The sequence below is a fragment of the Brevibacterium sp. FAM 24630 genome (genome assembly GCF_049804075.1).
GTDB lineage: Bacteria > Actinomycetota > Actinomycetes > Actinomycetales > Brevibacteriaceae > Brevibacterium.
This window is the reverse complement of record NZ_JBNBZD010000019.1, coordinates 57,367-73,735: the sequence shown is the minus strand read 5'-3', so window position 1 is coordinate 73,735 and position 16,369 is coordinate 57,367. Positions and strand designations below refer to the sequence as shown.

The window sequence follows — 16,369 nt, the reverse complement described above, 5'->3', positions numbered from 1 at the left end:
AGAACCACGTCTACAGTGTGCTGACCAAGTCTGGTGAGCACGTCGATACTGCTGCATTCCCGACGACGAAAGCCGGCATCAAACGTGCCCTGACGTGGGCCGGCCGCCGTACCGGCGGGGACCTCGACACCCTGTGGGTGATCGAGGGTATCGGCACTTACGGGGCGATCCTTGCCGACCATGTTGCCGATAACGGGTACACAGTCGCCGAGGCCGCCAGCATGAATGCTCGTGACCGGCATGCCACGGGCAAGGATGACCGGATCGATGCCCGACGGATCGCTGGCACGGTCCTGTCGATGGATGAGTCGCGGCTGCGGTTCCCCCGACAGGCTGATGGGCCGCGTCAGGGACTGCAGGTCCTGGTCAAGGCGCGGGAGTCCATGACCCGGGAGAAGACCCGGACTGTCAATGCGCTCACCGCGCTGTTGCGTACTCATGACCTCGGTATGGATGCGCGTCGGAAACTGTCGGTCGTCAAGATCCACGCGGTTGCGAAGTGGCGGATCAGGAACGAGTCTGTGGCACTTACCGAGGCTCGTCGGGAAGCGATTCGGTTAGCCAAACGCGTCGTCGAAGTCGATGCCGATATCAAGGACTACGCCACCCGGATCGAAGCTTTGGTCAAGGACAGCCCGGCTGCGGTGTTGCTGGCTGAGCCGGGGTTTGGTCCGATCACCGCGGCTGTGTTCTACCTGGCGTGGTCGCATCCTGGGCGGGTGCGTTCAGAGGCTGCGTTTGCGAAGCTGGCGGGGGTCAGCCCGATACCGGCGTCGTCGGGGAATGTGGTGAGGTTCCGGCTTAATCGCAGTGGTGATCGTCGGTTGAATTCTGCGTTGTACATGGTGGCCATCACGCGGCTTTCTCACCAGAAGAGGTCCCAGGCATACATGGCTAAACGGCTTGGCGAGGGGAAGACGAAGAAGGAGACCATCCGGTGCATGAAGCGTCACTTGGCCCGTTCTGTGTATCGCATTCTCGAGGCCACGAACTCGATCGGCCAAGCCGCTTGACAGACATAGAAGGATCTCGACGGCGGCCCAGCAACCTCGCGCCAGGTTGCTGGGCCGCCGTCGGGTAGCAATTAGGGGGTGGTTGCGGGGGTGACGGAGACGATGCGGGCGATCGACAGGGACGCCTCGGCGCCCGTCGACGTCACCGTTCCGCGCACTCGCCCGGCGTTGAGCGTGGCCGGCAGCATCTCGATGCTGCGCTCGCGGCCCTGCGAATCCGCGATCCGGATGAGCACCCGCTTTTTCGCCTCGGCCGCCTCCCGCAGCAGATCCATGTGCCCCAGTGGTTCGTCGGTGCTCACCGACTCCGACACCCCCGCCGGCGCCGAACGCAGAATCCGCATGTATTCGCCGAGGTGGCCGTCCGTGACGCGCGGACGTCGCCGCACGCTCACCTCGGGCTCCGACTGAGTGATCACCCTCCGCTTGCGCACCGGTCCGGCCGCCGAATGCAGCAGCGCATGATGACCGCCGGCCTCGAGCAGGTGCATCGTCCGCTCCGGTCCGAGCTGAGAGATCGCGACCGTCGGGGCCAGCCGTTCGAGACCGGCCGGCAGCATCGTCTGATCGGAGACGATGACGTCGAGGTCGACCGGGTCATCGACGACGAGCACGGCGCGGGCACCCGCCACTCGGACCCGCCGCAGCTTCGAGGCGGTGTTCTTCACGAGGAAGTCCAAGGTCGACGGCAGCTCCTCGGCGCTGATCTCGGCGAGCTCGCTCAGCGCCTCTTCCGGGGTGAGCCCCGCCTGCATCGTGTCTTCGATCGTCTCGGCATCGATGCGGTACACCGTGCCCTGACCACGCGCCTCGACGACGGCGTACCTGCGCAGGATGTGGTGGACTCGGGGTTCGATCGGCCCCGTCGCCACCGCCGTGAGGTCGGACTGGATGAGCACCGTATCGACTTCCCGCCCGAGCCCCTCGGTGACCGCAGCGATGACGTCTCCGGGCACCTCGAGAGCCTCGACGGAGATGCCCAGCGGCGCGATCGAGGGATCCTGCTTCGCATGCTCGACCATCGCCCGTTCGAGCCCCGCGGCCAGACGCAGACCGAATCGGCTCGGCCCGAAATGGTCGGGCTGCTGCAGGGGAGTCGTCGCCAGGCCCAGGTTCACACATGTGTGGAGCACCGCCTCGGTCATGGCGGACCCATGTGCCTGCAGGAGCGGGCGCCGACGCAGCACCTCCGCGTGGATCCACTGCGCCGACCGGGTCATGCCCAGACCGATGTCGTGGAGGACGGAGAGGACGGTCACGCGCAGCAGCGGCATCGCCGGCACGGACTGGGCGTAGCCCTTGAACAGCGCCTTCTTCGGAGTCGCGAGCACCGTGAGGCGTTCGTTCTCACTCGCCCCGGCCGCCAGCTGCGTGACGTCGAGGGACTCACGCAGCCACGCGGAGACCAGCCCCGCCCATAGTTCGGCCCGGTCGCCGGCGAGAACGGAGTCGGCATCGTCGGCGGCCGTCCACTGCGGGTCGAGCGCATCATCGAGGACCCCGATGAGGTGCAGAGACTTCGCGGCCAGCAGCAGCGTGATCGTCTGCTCGAGCCCCAGATCGAGGGTGCGGGCGAGCCGGGACACATCCCGTTTCGAGATTCCGCCGCTGGTCAGCCGGGAGATGGGGGCGGCGGCGAGCTCGTCGACGAGGCCGCGCAGGGACGAGATCACCTCGGCGACGGCGGCCTGCTCGCTGTTGTGGATGAGCGGTTGGCCGATCGCAGCCGTGCTCGCATCGATCGTGGCCGGGTCGATCTGCCACGGGTGGGTGCGGGCGGATTCCGCTGCCGAGGTCGGCAGCAGAGTGATCGCCTCGGACTGGATCTTCCAGACAGGGTGCCTCTCCAGCAGGGACGCGTCCCCGGCCGAAGCGCCGGCCTCAGTGGTCGGCCAGGCCAGGCCGAGGTCGCGCAGTCGGGGCAGAGCCGCCTCGGTGCGGACGGGGTCGAAGTGGGGGTTGTCCGCGACCGGGATCTCCGGCGCCGTTCGGGCCGCCTTGGCCAGGGCAATGAAGATTTCGAGGGTCTCGGCGTCGAGGGCCTCGATGCCGCGGGAGACCCCGATGCGGGAGGATGCGGCCGCGGCCAGCGCAGGGATCGTCGGTGACTCGGGTTGGAGGAGGTCGCGTCGGGTCCGGACGAAGGACTCGAACTCGGCATCTGCAGTGTGGGACAGCCACTGGCTGAAGGTCATTGACATCGCAGATCAGTCTATCGCGAGGGGTACAATGGAGGGCAGAACAGGAACTGGGCTGAGCCCACGGACCGTCAGGAAGGACGCGCATTGTCAGCCACTCGAGTCGACACGACCATAGTCGTCGCCGCGGTTGTCGCCGCAGCCGTCGGGGCGCTCGGCCTCATCGGTGTCCTCGGACAGGCGTGGATGGGGCTGACCCCGAGCTCGTTCCTCACATTCCTGCCCATGATCCTCGTGCCCATCGCCATCGCTCTGGCCTGTGTGGCCATGGTCCGAGCGGCGTACCGACGCAGACAGACCGAGGTGGGCCACAGCTGATTTCACCGCTCATCCCCAAGCCGCAGACGAGGCGGGGCCGGGCATGAGCCGCGCACACGTCGACTGACCTGCCCGACCGGTCACCGCCCAGCAGGAATCGCGCAGCAGGAATCGGCCGGCCGGGAACCGCACAGAACGACGGAGACACCCTCGCAGCTCACCTGCGACTGCGGCGATCACATCGCCCGGCGCTCGCCAACACCCTGGCGGGGACGGTGCGGTCGAGGAACTCGACCGGGCAGTTCGGAACCGTGAACTCGGCCCCGAACCCCGCACCGGCCCGACACCCGCACAGCAGCAGACACCGCGGTTGACACCCTCGCCGAGGCGGCCGCCCCCACCCGTGGACCCGCCCGGTCCCGCACCCGCCACCGCGGCGGCATGTGAGGTCACCGATGCACACCGCCCCGCCGCACTTGCCACACCCGCCGCAGCCACTGCGGCACCGACTCATACCGACCAGCACCGCCCCATACCGACCAGACCAGTACCGACGAGAACAGACTCGCCCGCCTCAGCCGGGACACCGCCCGCTGAGTCAAGCGGGCAGATGAGAAGAAAGGACATCATGCCTACCGGACGCGTGAAATGGTTCGACGCCGAAAAGGGCTTCGGCTTCGTCATCGCCGAGGACGGCTCCCAGGCCTTCCTCCACTCCTCCGTGCTTCCCGAGGGAGCCGAGGTCACGAAGGGCACTCGCCTCGAATACGACGTCGTCGAGTCCCGCCGCGGAGCACAGGTGCTCAAGGCCCGCCCGCTGAGCACTCCCGGCAAGGTTGCCAAGGCCCGCCGACGTCCGGCCGTGGACATGGCAGTTATGGTTGAAGATGTCATCAAAGTATTGGATGACCTCAACAACGGACTGCAGCACGGCCGTTACCCGGACCCGACGCACGGGAACAAGGTGGCCAGCCTGCTGCGGGCGATTGCCGACGATTTGGAGTCCTGATGTCATCACTGTTCAGTGATTGGCTGGCCCGGCAGACCGCCGCGCCCGCCGAAAGCGACGTCGAACAGGCCACCGCACAGGCGGCAGAGACGACCGCGGCCGCTGCCGCACCCGCCGCAGGTAAGGGAACGAACGCTGTGAAGACCGGCCGCGCCCGGTCGGGCCAGGAGAAGATCGTCCTCGACACCCAGCTGGCCGCGGCGATCGACATCGCCCGGTCCGCCATCACCGAGGTGGCCGGCAGTGCTGCCGTCGGCGAACACCTGGGAACCGTGGCCGAGGGCACCCGCTTGGTCACGCACTACTTCGTGTGCACCGAACCGACCTACCGCGGATGGCGGTGGGTGGCCGTGCTCGCCCGCGCCCCGCGCGCGAAGAAGGTCACGGTCTGCGAGACCGCGCTGCTGCCCGGGCCCGATGCCCTCACGGCCCCCGAATGGGTGCCGTGGGAAGAGCGCCTCGAGCCGGGAGACCTCAGCCCGCGGGACACCCTGCCCAAGCTCGACCAGGACCCGAACCTGCAGCCGGGCTTCCAACAGACCGAGGACAATTCGGCCGACAATGTCGACCAGATCGCGAACTTCGAGTTCGGCCTCGGCCGAGAGCGCGTCCTCTCCTCTGACGGGCTCTCCGCGGCGGCCAGCCGCTGGGCGGATTCGGACGCCGGACCCGAGGGCGAATTCGCCTCCCGCGCATCGGCGAACTGCGGCAGCTGCGGCTACCTCATGCCGATCGCCGGCTCGCTGCGCAAGTCCTTCGGCGTCTGCGCCAATGCGTGGTCGCCCTTCGACGGTCGCGTGGTCGGACTCGAATCCGGCTGCGGTGCCCACTCGGAGACCGATGTGCGCAGACCCAACCACGAGCCCGCGGCAGCCGTCGTCGACGACTACTCCGGCGAACTCGAGTTCCAGGAGGGCTGAACCACTCGATGTCCCAGACGTTCCGGTCGCTGTCGGAGCCGAACTACCGGCACTGGTTCGCCGGTGCCCTGATCTCCAACACCGGAACGTGGATGCAGCGCACGGCGCAGGACTGGATCGTCCTGACCATGCTCACCGACAACAACGCCTCGGCGCTGGGACTGACAATGGCTCTGCAGCTGGGCCCGCAGCTCATCATGTTCCCGTTCGCGGGCAACCTCGTCGACAAGTTCGACAAACGGCGTCTGCTCATGGTCACCCAAGCGCTGCTGGGCACCATCGGCCTCATTCTCTTCGCCCTCGTCATCACCGATGTCATCGTGCTCTGGCATGTCTACGTGCTCGCGTTCACCCTCGGCATGCTCACGACTCTGGACAACCCGGCCCGGCAGGCCTTCGTCTCCGAACTCGTCGGTGAGAAGCTGCTGCCGAACGCGGTGAGCCTGAACTCGGCCTCGTTCAACGGTGCCCGCATGATCGGCCCGGCCGTGGCCGGAGTGCTCACCGCCGTCATCGGTGCCGGCCCCGTGTTCCTCATCAGCGGCCTCGGATTCGCCGCAACACTCACGGTGCTCATCCGGCTCGACAAATCCCGGCTGCACCCCTCGGGGCGTCGCGGCAAGGGCGGTGTGCTCGGGGGACTGAAATATCTGCGTCGACGGCCGGACATCACGGTCGTGCTCGTCGTGCTGTTCATCATCGCGACCTTCGGATTCAACTTCAACATCTACACCGCGACCATGGCGAAGATCGAGTTCGGCAAGGACGCGTCCGGATTCGGTCTGCTCAACTCGGTGATGGCGATCGGTTCGGTCACCGGGGCGCTTGCCTCGGCGCGGCGGGAGAAACCCCGCCTGCGGTTCATCTTCGGTGCCGCCGGAGGTTTCGGCCTGGCCGTCGGAGTCGCCTCGCTGATGCCGAACTACTACCTGTTCGCCGCCTCGCTCGTGTTCGTCGGGTTCGCCTCACTGACGATGATGACCTCGGCCAACGCCTACGTGCAGACGACCACGGCCGCGAACTACCGGGGCCGGGTGATGGCGATCTACGCGGCGGTCGTCATGGGCGGCACCCCGATCGGCGCGCCCCTGGCCGGCTGGGTTGCGGACGTCTTCGGGCCGCGGATGGCGCTCGTCGTCGGAGCGGCCTCGGGGATCATCGCCTTCGCCGTGGGCCTGCTGTGGATGATCACGGCCAAGGACCTGCGACTCCATCGCGATCCGCAGTCGCGGATCCGCCTTCATGTCAGCTACCACGGCCGACCCTGAGGGACTCTCTGGGCGGGCACGGAGGTCCGTCGCATAGAATTTCGGGGACCACCTCGGCGCGGTTCGGGGACACCTCGGCACGGTCCGAGGGGCACCTCGGAACAGTCCGGGGACCACCTCGGCGCAGGAAACGGACGGTTTGTGAACACTGACATCATCACCTCGGTGCTGGTCGGCTTGGCGATCCTCGTCGGCTGCCTCGGCATCATCGTGCCCGTGCTGCCCGGCTCGATCCTCATCGGCATCGCGGTCCTCATCTGGGCGATCATCATCGGCGGGCCCACCGCCTGGATCATCTTCGCCATCGTCGCCGTCCTCGTCGCGGCGGGAATGAGCTCGTCGCTCGTTCTCACCGGCCGGAAGCTCAAGACCCTGCAGGTGCCGAATTCCTCGGTGCTGCTCGGCGGCGTGCTCGCGATCATCGGATTCTTCGTCATTCCCGTGCTCGGGCTGCCGATCGGTTTCGTCCTCGGTCTCTTCCTCGCCGAATACGGCCGGCTCAAGGACGCGAAGACCGCGTGGAATTCGAGCTGGGAATCGATCAAGGCGATCGGCCTCGGCGCGGGCATCGAGCTCGGGCTCGCACTGCTGGCCTCGATCACCTACGGCATCGGGCTGCTCATCCACTTCTTCGGCTGATGATGTCAGCCCGCGAGCTGGTGGGCTGCAGGGTTGCGAGCTCGAAGCGAATGCATCACCTACAGTCAGCGCCATAACGCCCCGGTGCAACGGGAGGTTATGGCGCTGACTGGAGGAATTGCGAGAAGTGCGTCGCCGGAACGCAGGGACGCAGGGACGCGAGGACGCGAGGGCACCGGGATGCTGGAACGCCGGGACGCCCCGCAGCCTCGGTGAGTTACTTCAGGGCGTCGACGACGAAGTCGATGCAGGCCAGCAGGGCTCGCACGTCGGCCGGGTCGACGGAGACGAAGGTCGCGATGCGCAGCTGATTGCGGCCCAGTTTGCGGTACGGCTCGACATCGACGACACCATTGGCTCGCAGCACAGACGCGACAGCCGCGGCATCGACGGACTCATCGAAATCGACGGTGGCCACGACCGAGGACCGGTCGGCCGCCTCGGTGACGAAGGGGCGGGCGGTCTCGGCGGCATTCGCCCAGTCGTAGACGAGGCCGGAGGACTCACGAGTCCGCTCGGTCGCCCACTGCAGGCCGCCGTTTCCGTTGATCCACTCGATCTGTTCGGCGAGCAGCAGCAGGGTGGCCACGGCCGGGGTGTTGTAGGTCTGGTCCTTGCGCGAATTCTCGATCGCGGTCACGAGATCGAGCGAGGTCGGGATCCAGCGTCCGGAGTCCTTGATCTCCTGCGCACGGGCGATGGCCTTCGGCGACATGATCGCCACCCACAGGCCGCCGTCGGAGCCCATGTTCTTCTGCGGCGCGAAGTAGTAGACGTCGGTCTCGGCGATGTCGACGTCCAGGCCGCCGGCACCAGAGGTGGCGTCGATGGCGACGAGCGCGTCCTCGTCGATGCCTTCGGGGCGGGTGATCGTCGTGGCGACACCGGTCGAGGTCTCGTTGTGCGGCCAGGCGTAGAAGTCAGCGGCGAGGTCACCGCTGGCGGCCTCGGCGGCAGAGGTGACGACGCCGGCTGAGGCCAGAGCTTCGGGGGAGGGGATCGCCGCGGTGCCGGGCTCGGCCTGGAGGATGAGCGAGGATTCGAGGTGCGGGGCGGTGTCGGTGGCCTTCGCGAACTTCTGGCCGAACTCGCCGAAGGTCGCATGTGCCGCACGGCTGCGGACGAGGCCGAACGCGGCGACATCCCAGAACACGGTGGATCCGCCGTTGCCGAGCACCACTTCGTAGCCCTCGGGCAGGCTGAACAGGTCGGCCAGTCCGGAGCGGATGCGGCCGACGAGGTTCTTCACCGGTGCCTGTCGGTGGCTGGTGCCGAGCACCTCGGCCGCGGCAGAGTTCAGGGCCTCGATCTGGGCGGGGCGGATGCGGGCCGGGCCGGACCCGAAGCGTCCGTCGGCGGGCAGAAGGTCGTTCGGGATCTCAATATTCGTCGCAGTCACGTTCGATATTCTACGGCGGGCACGGTCACGGCCCGGCACCGGTCCGTCATGTGACGAACGGACGCGGACACTGGCTGAGTCCCGGACACGAGCCTGAAACGCAGGTGGTCACTCACTGAGTCCCGAACACGAGCACGGACCGATCGCGGACCCACCAGCCCCGCATCCCGACCGACGGTGACGCGTGTCCGTCCCGCGTCGTAAGGTGAAACCATGACTGAGCCCGTTGATCGCCTGCCGCAGACCCGGAAGTCCTATGACTCCAGCGTCTTCGAACACCCGGACGCCTCACCGCTGGCACTGTTCCGACAGTGGTACGACGAGGCGGCCGACCACGTTCGCGAACCCAACGCAATGACCGTGTCGACCCTCGACGAATGGGGTCCGAGCTCGCGAATCGTCCTGCTCAAGGGCCTCGACGAACGCGGCTTCCTCTTCTTCACCGACTACGACTCCGCCAAGGGGCGGCAGCTGGCCGACGATCCCCGGATCGCCGTGAACTTCCCTTGGCATGACATGGAACGACAGGTGCGCATCCGCGGCCTCGCCGAGGTGGCCGACCCCGCCGACTCGGACGCATACTTCGCGGTGCGCCCCCGTGGTTCGCAGATCGGCGCGAACGTCTCCAAGCAATCGCAGCCGGCCGCCAGCCGAGAGCAGATGCAGGCCGAATACGATGCCGCAGTCACCGAGTTCGACGGTCGCGAGGTACCGCGGCCCGACCATTGGGGAGGCTTCCGGGTGCGCGTGTTCGAGATCGAATTCTGGCAGGGCCAGCAGAACCGGTTCCACGACAGGTGGGTCTTCCGCCGCAGCGACGGCAGCCGCGAACCCGGGGATCTCTCCGCGGCCTCGGCATGGACGCCGGTGCGACTCTACCCCTGACCGCGAGTCCGCGGCCCGCGCCCCGGCAGTCCCTGCTGCTGACTTGTGACCCAGCCGAACACGACCCAGCTACATACGACCCAGCCACACATGACCGAGCCACACAAAGGAGTGTCCATGGCCCAGTCCACCCAGTACGGTCCCGAGGCCGTCTTCGACAACCTCATCGGCGGGACCCGCGTGGGCAGCGAGGACCGCTGTCTCAATCGCAATCCCTCGAACCCGGCCGATGTGCTCGGCCGCTACGCCCGCGCCGATGCGGCCACCGTGACCGAAGCGATCCGCGCGGCCGGTGACGCAGCGCCGGCATGGGCCGACTTCGGTGCCCAGCAGCGCTTTGCGATCCTCGATCGGGCAGGCAGCCTCATCGCCGAACGCGCCGATGAGCTCGGCGATCTGCTCGCCCGGGAAGAGGGCAAACAACTCGCCGAAGCCAAGGGCGAAGTGCTCCGGGCCGCCCAGATCTTCAAATTCTTCGCCGGGGAGACCATCCGCAACACCGGCGAGATCGTCGACTCCGTCCGCCCCGGCCTCATCGCCGAGATGACCCACGAACCCATCGGCGTCGTCGGCATCATCACCCCGTGGAACTTCCCGATCGCGATCCCGGCGTGGAAGATCGCCCCGGCCCTGGCCTTCGGCAACACGGTCGTGTTCAAACCCGCTGAGCTCGTCCCCGCCAGCGCCTACGCGCTCACCGACATCCTCACCGAGGCGGGACTGCCCGAGGGGGTGTTCAACCTCGTCATGGGGCCCGGCTCCGTCGTCGGGGACGCTCTGACCACCTCGGCGAAGGTCGATGCGCTCACCTTCACCGGATCCGTACACGTCGGACGGTCGGTCATCGCCTCCGCTGCGGCCAACCAGATCCGGGTGCAGTGCGAGATGGGCGGGAAGAACCCGCTCGTCGTACTCGGCGACGCCGACCTCGAAGCGGCCGCCGACGCCGCGATCAACGGGGCCTTCTTCTCGACCGGGCAACGCTGCACCGCTTCGTCCCGCCTCATCGTCACCGCCGACGTTCACGACGAATTCGTCGCCCTGCTCAAGGACAAGATGGCAGGGCTGAGCGTCGGTGACGCCCGCGCAGACGGAGTGGACATCGGCCCGGTGGTCTCGCAGACGCAGCTCGACCAGGACCTCGCCTACATCGATAAAGCCCGGGCCGAAGGCGGAGAGATCACCGGAGGCACACTCGTCGAATCGACCACCGGCGGATATTTCCTCGCCCCCGCGCTGGTCACGGGAACGAAACCCGGCGACACGATCAACGTCGACGAGGTCTTCGGGCCGGTCGCCTCGGTGATCGAAGTCGCCGACTACGACGAAGCGCTGGCCGTGGCCAACGACACCGAGTTCGGGCTGTCCGCAGGCATCTTCACGACCTCCCTGAAATATTCGGCCCACTTCAAGCGTTATGCCGAATCCGGGATGGTCATGGTCAACGCGCCCACCGCCGGTGTCGACTATCACGTATCCTTCGGTGGTCGGAAGGGATCGAGTTACGGGCCCCGGGAACAGGCCCGAGCCGCGCGCGAGTTCTACACCGTGCACAAGACCACCTACACGAACGCCGGGTGAGACGCATGCGGTTGAGTTGTCGCGGGGGAGCGGATTCTCGACTCACGGGAAATGCTGAACGCACGATAGGATTAGGACAGATCGCAATGGCCGCGAACGGGTTCGCCTGGGCACGGACCGGAGCAGGGTCGCAACGACCCGAAATGGTGACAACGCCTGAAATGGTCGCAACGACCTGAAGACGAAGAGTGGAGTGGCTGGTCAGAAGTGAACGACCTCATTGATACAACTGAGATGTACCTCAAGTCGATCATCGAGCTTGAGGAACAGTCGATCGTGCCATTGCGCGCTCGAATCGCCGAACGACTGGACCACTCCGGCCCCACCGTGTCGCAGACCGTGGCCCGCATGGAACGCGATGGGCTGCTTCACGTCGGCAACGACCGCCACCTCGAGCTCACGCCCGAAGGCCGCCGGATCGCCACCGACGTCATGCGCAAGCACCGCCTGGCAGAGCGCCTCCTGTCCGATGTCGTCGGACTCGAGTGGGAACTCGTCCACGACGAGGCCTGCCGTTGGGAGCATGTGATGAGCGAGCAGGTCGAGCGCAAGCTCGTACAGCTGCTGCCCGAAACCTCCTCCGGCCCCTACGGCAACCCGATCCCGGGTCTCGATGTCATCGGAGGCGCGGATTCGCCGACGACCGAGGTGATCGACCTCGCCACCGCCGTCGGTCGCGATGGTGCGAAGAAGCTGACGATCGCGTGGTTGGCCGAACCGCTGCAGGTCGACATCCATCTGCTCCAGCAGTTCCAGGTCGCCGGTGTCCTGCCGGAGTGCGAAGTCGAAATCTCCCGCAACGGCGAGTACATCACCGTGCAGGTCCCCGGCGCACAGGATGTGCTCGACCTGCCGCTCGAGACGGCCTCGCACGTCTTCGCCTACCGCAGCTGATCTGCTGACCGACTGACCGACTAGAGTCGGCTCACTGATTGGAGTCGGCGGGCGGGCCGACTCACGGCAGCCGGAACGGCAGGTCACAACCGCGCACTCCTGACAGTGCGCAGTCCAGCCCCGCGGTCGAAGTCCGGCACCACGAGCTGCCTTCGAGTTGAAGAACAGCAGGACGAGCGGTGGCTCAAGGCCGGACCAGCGGTGACGAAGCGGCAAACGTGCGGTAACGACGCCGCCGATCGACAAGTCTCGAGTCGTTACAATTGACTGTGATCCGTGCCCCAAGGAGTGGCTCCCCACCCCTTGGGGCACGTCGTATAACGGAAGAATGTTACGAAAGTTTCAAGACTTTTTAAGCCTCTGACCTGGACTTTTATGGAAAACATCACGGTTTCCCTCTCGCAGTTGTGACAGAAACGTGACAATGGGTCACCGATTGGTTACAGTTGTGGAGGTCGTTCACGCAATGGCGACTTCACAGCGAGAACCGAACGCCACGCTGGCTGTGAGATTTCAAGGACCGAGAGTGGCGGTTGGCCCGGAAAGCCAATAGGTACGAGAGGGAAAACGTGGCAACTAAGCAGCATGGCCGCCGCGCCGCAGATGCCAAGGTCAAGACTCCACTGACCGAACTCACTGAACTTCTGAACGCCAACTCCGGTGTCTTCGGGCGCCGCGCAGCCGTCGTTGCTGCCAGCGGTGGCCTGCTCACCGCGGCTGTGATGCCCGCCGCCGGACAGGGCGCCGATGACCAGGCAGCCGTCTCCGCCGAGGCCGAGAACACGCAGCAGGTCGAATTCCAGAACCAGACCGTCACGGTCGGTGACGATTCGAAGGACAAGAAGTCCGAGAAGAAGACCGACTCGTTCGGCGTTGAGAGCAAGTCCATCACCGCCGAGGCCGCTCCGAAGCCCGAGCCGAAGCCGGAACCCTCTGAGACGGCAACCGCCGCTTCCACCAGCGGCTCCGACAGCAACGAAACCGCCAACAGCGGTTCGTCCGACTCGGACAAGAGCGAATCCAAGGACTCCGGCTCCGATGCCGGATCGATCGACGGCTCCAAGGCCGAGCAGGTCCTCGGCTGGGCAGCCAAGGGCGTCGGAACCCCCTACGTCATGGGCGGCACCTCGCAGAGCGGCTGGGACTGCTCCGGTTACACCTCGTGGGTCTACAGCCACGTCGGTGTGAACCTGCCCCGCACCTCCGGCGCGCAGAAGGGTGCCGGCCAGGTCGTCTCCCAGTCGGAGGCCAAACCCGGTGACCTCATCTGGCACCCCGGCCACGTCGGCATCTACGCCGGTGGCGGACAGATGTACGATGCCGGTTCGCCTGGCTCGGGAACCTCGAAGCGCAGCTACAGCTGGATGGGCAACGTCACCTTCATCCGCGTTCTCTGATCTTCTTCACCGAAAGCTCCCCGGTCGACTCGACGGTCCTCGAGTCGGACGGGGAGCTTTCGTATGCCCGGAAAGATTTCGCGCCGAGATACGTGAACTCGGTGAACGAAATGAGAAGTTTCCGTGACGCGGGGCCTGTGAATTGGGTCATAGCCGTTCGCGGCGTTACTCTGGAGAAGATTGAGTTCTCTGTACGGTTCGACGCGACAGCATCGCACCGTCGATCAGAAGGAAAGCAGATGGGGCATAGTCGAATAGTTCGAATAGCCGCTCCAGTCTCTGGTGCGGAGTACATACGTGTCTCCGTGCCCTCTTTCAAGGCGTCGTGCCCATGAGCACGGCGCCTTTTGTGTTTCCTGGGGCCGAGGCAGCCGGTTTCGGCCCCCAAGAGAAGAAGATGAGGGGCGAGATATGAAGACTCTCGTGCTGAATGCCGGTTACGAACCGCTGTCGATCGTGCCGTTCACACGCGCCGTGGTGCTCGTGCTGACCGGTAAGGCGACGGTGCTGGCCGCAGAGGACATCCCGGTGAGATCCGAGCACATGAGTCTCGATCAGCCCTCAGTCATCCTGCTCACCCGCTATGTGAGACCGCCGAACAATCGCCGGGTCTCCCTGTCTCGCCGAGGTGTCCTGCGCCGGGACAACCATCGCTGCGCCTACTGCAGCAAGCCGGCCTATACGGTCGACCATGTGGTTCCGCGCTCGCGCGGGGGAGCGAACAGCTGGGAGAATCTCGTCGCCTGCTGCCGAGAGTGCAACAACCGCAAGGGCAACCGCACCTTGAACGAAATCGGTTGGAAGCTCAGTTTCCGTCCCCAGGAGCCCCGGCTGGGCCAGCTGTGGATGCGCGGCATCGAGAAGCCCGTCGAGAAATGGCGTCCGTTCCTCGAGCTCTCCGCAGCCGCCTGAGGGGCGTGGGCCTGTCTGTCGCCGAGGCTGCGCCCGACGGTCGTCTAGGTGCCGTGAACGTTCAGCATCATCCCAGATAGGGGACGGTGTTGTCCGCACTGTGGTGGAAATCGGATAACGATGTGACATAGGTGAAGTACTCACCGGCAATGTGTTCTAGGGTGGACGAAACAGAAGTTCGCTTCGACCCGAGGAGCTTGCGATGAGTGAGCAGGACCGTCCGCAGAACCCAGACCCGGCTCCGGCCGGCGAACCCGAGTCCATCATCGTCGGAATCGACGGTTCCCCACCCAGCCGCAATGCCCTGGCCTGGGCGATCCAGGAAGCGCGTTCACTCAACCGGCCGATCCGCCTCGTCGGCGCCTACACGATCCCGAGCGTGGCCGCGGCCGCGATCGACGTCTCCTATGTGCCCATCGACGACAGCTCGATCCGAGCGGCCGTGACGAACACGCTCAAGGAAGCTGCGGCCGAGGTCAAGGCCGCCGGCGTTCCCGTCGAAGCAGTCATCGAGATCGGCGATGCCGCCGGCGTGCTCATCGACGAGTCGAAGACCGGCTGTCTGGCCGTCGTCGGCTCGCGCGGTCGCGGCGGTTTCGCCGGTCGTCTGCTCGGCACGGTCTCCAGTGCACTGCCGGCGCACTCGGCCTGCCCGACCGTTGTCGTACCCGCCTGCTGGGACGACCGGGCCGAGCGGCCGGCTCACCCGACCTCCTCGCGCCCGATCCGCCAGGACGGTGTCGAGGTCGAAGACTACGATGCCGACGCCGAGGCGATCGAGGGGCTGCGCTTCGACGGCAAGGTCGTCGTCGGTGTCGACTCCCTCGGTGCCGAATCCCCGGCGCTGTGGAAGGCCGCTCGACTGGCAGTCCGGCGTGGTTCCCCGCTGCATATCGTCGCCGTGATCACGACGACGGTCATCGGTCCCGAATGGCTGCCGAGCACCGCCGATCTCGAACGCCTCGTCAACGAAGGTGCGGACAAGCTCGTCGTGGCCAAGCAGCGCCTCGCGGAGGAGTTCCCGGACCTCGACGTCACGTGGACGCTCTTCGACGGTCAGCCCGCCGAGGTGCTCGTGCGAGCCTCGGACACGGCCGAGGTGCTCGTCATCGGTTCGCGTGGACGCGGCGGATTCGCCGGTCTCCTTCTGGGGTCGACCTCTCAGTCGGTTCTGCCGTACTCGCAGTGCCCGACGATGGTCGTGCGCGTCGCGCGGGATCACGGGCGTCGCAAGCAGCACGAGGCTCCGCAGGAGCCCGGGCTCTGAGGAATTCGGGACCCGGCATCTGCCCGCAGGTCGCCTCATCGGGCAAGAACGGATGACCAGATGAAACATTTCATTCTCGTGCTCGCTGCTGCGGCCACCAGCTTTCTGTTCGGAGCCGCAGCAGCCGTGCTGATGCACAAGCAGATTGACCTGACACTGGTGGCGACTTGGATCATCAATACGGCACTCTTAACGGGAATCGTCGAATGCGTATGGTACGTGCGAGCGCGGTTCGGCCCTGACAGCGACGATCACCGTAAGGAGAGTCCCGTGAGCCCGCTCAGTCACAAGCAGTAGTCGGATCTGCTCAGGACTGATGAATCGCCTCGGGGATGTTGGAGTCAGGGAGATTGGAAGAAGGGGATTTTCTCTTGCCAGAGAAATACACCGACGGACTCAAGTCCCGTGCCGTAGAACTCGTCATCCACACCCAGGCCGATCCCGGACAGCAAACGGGGCGATCACCCGTATGGTAAATGAACTCGGCTTAAGCAAAGGCTCTGCGGGTCCGGGTGCGCAAACAGAAAGACTCCGGCAAGGCCGCCCTACTTCGCCTCTAGTACCAAGGATGCGCTTCAAGGTGGCAAAATCGTGAGTATCGAAAGCACATCGATGGACACTGTGGGCGGTGACCCAGGAGCGGCATCGGCCCTAGCCACCGAACACCCCTTGTCACGCAACTCATCTTCAAGGTGGATGAGCACGGCCAATTCTTCGCTGCCCCTTGAC

At 65.9% G+C, this 16,369-nt stretch carries 15 protein-coding genes; 13 read left to right on the top strand and 2 right to left on the bottom strand.

Annotation, left to right across the window (positions count from 1 at the left end; genetic code table 11):
• Nucleotides 1-1,013: IS110 family transposase (locus ACPUD7_RS13760; protein ID WP_425120226.1), on the top strand; the 1,013-nt coding region annotated here is incomplete at its 5' end.
• 71 nt (nucleotides 1,014-1,084) lie between these two features.
• Here the strand turns inward: ACPUD7_RS13760 and ACPUD7_RS13755 are convergent.
• Nucleotides 1,085-3,214: a helicase-associated domain-containing protein gene (locus tag ACPUD7_RS13755; protein WP_425120225.1), complete on the bottom strand. Its 2,130-nt coding sequence runs from the start codon at nucleotides 3,212-3,214 to the stop codon at nucleotides 1,085-1,087.
• 84 nt (nucleotides 3,215-3,298) lie between these two features.
• Between ACPUD7_RS13755 and ACPUD7_RS13750 the strand changes: the two genes are divergently transcribed.
• The 5 genes from ACPUD7_RS13750 (at nucleotide 3,299) to ACPUD7_RS13730 (ending at nucleotide 7,305) form a co-directional block, all read left to right on the top strand.
• The gene (locus tag ACPUD7_RS13750) at nucleotides 3,299-3,529 is read left to right on the top strand and encodes a hypothetical protein (protein ID WP_135539121.1); all 231 of its coding nucleotides are present in this window, start codon (nucleotides 3,299-3,301) and stop codon (nucleotides 3,527-3,529) included.
• Between the two features lie 568 nt (nucleotides 3,530-4,097).
• Nucleotides 4,098-4,478: a cold-shock protein gene (locus ACPUD7_RS13745; RefSeq protein ID WP_135539119.1), complete on the top strand. Its 381-nt coding sequence runs from the start codon at nucleotides 4,098-4,100 to the stop codon at nucleotides 4,476-4,478.
• Nucleotides 4,478-5,398, top strand: a complete 921-nt coding sequence (locus ACPUD7_RS13740) for a DUF3027 domain-containing protein (RefSeq protein ID WP_425120224.1) — start codon at nucleotides 4,478-4,480, stop codon at nucleotides 5,396-5,398. Before ACPUD7_RS13745 ends, ACPUD7_RS13740 begins: the two co-directional genes overlap by 1 nt.
• An 8-nt stretch (nucleotides 5,399-5,406) precedes the next feature.
• Nucleotides 5,407-6,666 (top strand): MFS transporter, encoded by a 1,260-nt coding sequence (locus ACPUD7_RS13735; RefSeq protein WP_425120223.1) that lies wholly within the window; start codon nucleotides 5,407-5,409, stop codon nucleotides 6,664-6,666.
• 141 nt (nucleotides 6,667-6,807) lie between these two features.
• Complete coding sequence (locus tag ACPUD7_RS13730) at nucleotides 6,808-7,305, top strand: DUF456 domain-containing protein (RefSeq protein WP_135539113.1); 498 nt, start codon at nucleotides 6,808-6,810, stop codon at nucleotides 7,303-7,305.
• Nucleotides 7,306-7,522: 217 nt separating this feature from the next.
• Here ACPUD7_RS13730 and ACPUD7_RS13725 read toward each other — a convergent pair whose 3' ends face one another.
• The gene (locus ACPUD7_RS13725) at nucleotides 7,523-8,704 is read right to left on the bottom strand and encodes an aminotransferase class V-fold PLP-dependent enzyme (protein ID WP_425120222.1); all 1,182 of its coding nucleotides are present in this window, start codon (nucleotides 8,702-8,704) and stop codon (nucleotides 7,523-7,525) included.
• Nucleotides 8,705-8,917: 213 nt separating this feature from the next.
• On the opposite strand from ACPUD7_RS13725, the gene pdxH reads away from it, so the two are divergent.
• The 7 genes from pdxH (at nucleotide 8,918) to ACPUD7_RS13690 (ending at nucleotide 15,937) form a co-directional block, all read left to right on the top strand.
• On the top strand, nucleotides 8,918-9,589 hold the full coding sequence (pdxH, locus tag ACPUD7_RS13720; RefSeq protein ID WP_425120221.1) for a pyridoxamine 5'-phosphate oxidase: 672 nt from the start codon (nucleotides 8,918-8,920) through the stop codon (nucleotides 9,587-9,589).
• A gap of 117 nt (nucleotides 9,590-9,706) precedes the next feature.
• Complete coding sequence (locus tag ACPUD7_RS13715) at nucleotides 9,707-11,170, top strand: aldehyde dehydrogenase family protein (protein ID WP_425120220.1); 1,464 nt, start codon at nucleotides 9,707-9,709, stop codon at nucleotides 11,168-11,170.
• Between the two features lie 207 nt (nucleotides 11,171-11,377).
• A complete protein-coding gene (locus ACPUD7_RS13710; protein WP_135539106.1) occupies nucleotides 11,378-12,064 on the top strand; it encodes a metal-dependent transcriptional regulator in 687 nt (228 codons plus the stop codon).
• 569 nt (nucleotides 12,065-12,633) lie between these two features.
• Nucleotides 12,634-13,461: a C40 family peptidase gene (locus ACPUD7_RS13705; protein ID WP_425120219.1), complete on the top strand. Its 828-nt coding sequence runs from the start codon at nucleotides 12,634-12,636 to the stop codon at nucleotides 13,459-13,461.
• A gap of 411 nt (nucleotides 13,462-13,872) precedes the next feature.
• Nucleotides 13,873-14,373, top strand: a complete 501-nt coding sequence (locus ACPUD7_RS13700; protein ID WP_425120218.1) for an HNH endonuclease — start codon at nucleotides 13,873-13,875, stop codon at nucleotides 14,371-14,373.
• Nucleotides 14,374-14,575: 202 nt separating this feature from the next.
• Nucleotides 14,576-15,640, top strand: a complete 1,065-nt coding sequence (locus tag ACPUD7_RS13695; protein WP_135539101.1) for a universal stress protein — start codon at nucleotides 14,576-14,578, stop codon at nucleotides 15,638-15,640.
• A 60-nt stretch (nucleotides 15,641-15,700) separates the two neighbouring features.
• Nucleotides 15,701-15,937 carry a hypothetical protein gene (locus tag ACPUD7_RS13690; RefSeq protein WP_135539099.1) on the top strand — a complete coding sequence of 79 codons (237 nt, stop codon included), beginning with the start codon at nucleotides 15,701-15,703 and terminating at the stop codon, nucleotides 15,935-15,937.
• Nucleotides 15,938-16,369 lie beyond the last annotated feature (432 nt).